Source organism: Bacteroides propionicifaciens DSM 19291 = JCM 14649 (assembly GCF_000375405.1).
Lineage (GTDB): Bacteria > Bacteroidota > Bacteroidia > Bacteroidales > Bacteroidaceae > Bacteroides_E > Bacteroides_E propionicifaciens.
This window is the reverse complement of sequence record NZ_AQWS01000070.1, coordinates 1-1,191: the sequence shown is the minus strand read 5'-3', so window position 1 is coordinate 1,191 and position 1,191 is coordinate 1. Positions and strand designations below refer to the sequence as shown.

The 1,191-nt window shown below is 35.9% G+C and carries 2 protein-coding genes; both read left to right on the top strand.

Going from position 1 to position 1,191, the window contains the following annotated elements:
• The first annotated feature begins 295 nt into the window (after nucleotides 1-295).
• A complete protein-coding gene (locus B091_RS12545) occupies nucleotides 296-661 on the top strand; it encodes an IS3 family transposase (protein WP_018110145.1) in 366 nt (121 codons plus the stop codon).
• Between the two features lie 15 nt (nucleotides 662-676).
• Nucleotides 677-1,066, top strand: a complete 390-nt coding sequence (locus tag B091_RS12540; protein ID WP_018110144.1) for a DDE-type integrase/transposase/recombinase — start codon at nucleotides 677-679, stop codon at nucleotides 1,064-1,066.
• Nucleotides 1,067-1,191: the final 125 nt, after the last annotated feature.

Sequence of the window (1,191 nt, the reverse complement as noted above, 5' to 3'; positions counted from 1 at the left end):
TGAAGCTTTCAGCTGATGCATTTGTAGAACGGTTGTTGAAGAACTGTACTATGTTATAATAATTGGATTGGATGCTTTTCAAGACTGTAGTAAAGTGGAGTTGCTAACTTTAGTTGCACAATTAGTTAAGGGATAAAAAACTATCTTTATCCAATGAAACACCGAAAAGTGTACGACCGATATTTTAAAGAAAATGCAGTCAAACTGAGCTATGAACGAGATAATCTGACTCAGTTTGCTCGTGAGCTAGGAATCTCGTAGCAGTTATTACTATTGGATTAGAGAACCTAAAAGCTTGCGTAAGCAACAAGTGAAGGTTTTAAAAGAAAAGATTCAAACAGCTTATTTTAAAGCCAAAGGAGGTTATGGTAGCCCTCGTATCAAAGAAGAGCTCTGTCGGACTGGCACAGGGGTATCAAGACCAACAGTGGCTAAATATATGAAGCAGATGGGTTTGAAAAGTAAATTGGCTCGTAAATTCAGAGTGACTACCGATTCCAATCACAAGGAACCAGTGGTTGACAATATACTGAATCAAGACTTTTTTTCTTTTTCACCGTTAAAAAAATGTGTTTCTGATATCACCTATATTCCAACAAAGAGTGGATTCTTGTATTTGACCATTGTAATGGACTTATTCAATAGAGATATTATAGGCTGAAATCTAAGTGCTAATATGACAACAAAAGACACAGTCTTAGCAGCAATCAATAAGGCTGCGACACAGTATAGTTTTGATCATGGAATGATATTTCACTCCGATAGGGGGACTCAATATGCTTCTAAAGCAACTCGAAATACTTTGAAGTCATACAATATTGTTCAGTCAATGAGCAGACCTAGAAATTGCTGGGACAATGCAGTGGCTGAAAGTTTTTTCAAGTCTCTGAAAACTGAATTGATTTATGAAACGAAACTTGTCGGAGCAAAACAAATGAAAAATACCATATTTGAATACATCGAAATATGGTACAGAAAACAAAGAAGGCACTCCTATCTGGCTTACCAAACCATTGAAGAGTTTAACAAGCAATATTTTAAACAGAATATAAATAATGTCGCTTAACTATTTGTACGAAAAAAGTTAGGAACTCCAGCCTGTAAATATGTAGTTTGGAAAGACAAAAAACAGTTTACTGCCGATATGAAGAATATCTATAATGCACCCAACAAAGAGGCTGCGGCAGCTGC

Coding starts and splice junctions, on each gene's coding strand:
- B091_RS12540 (WP_018110144.1), top strand. CDS start 677: ATGACAACAAAAGACACAGTCTTAGCAGCAATCAATAAGGCTGCGACA.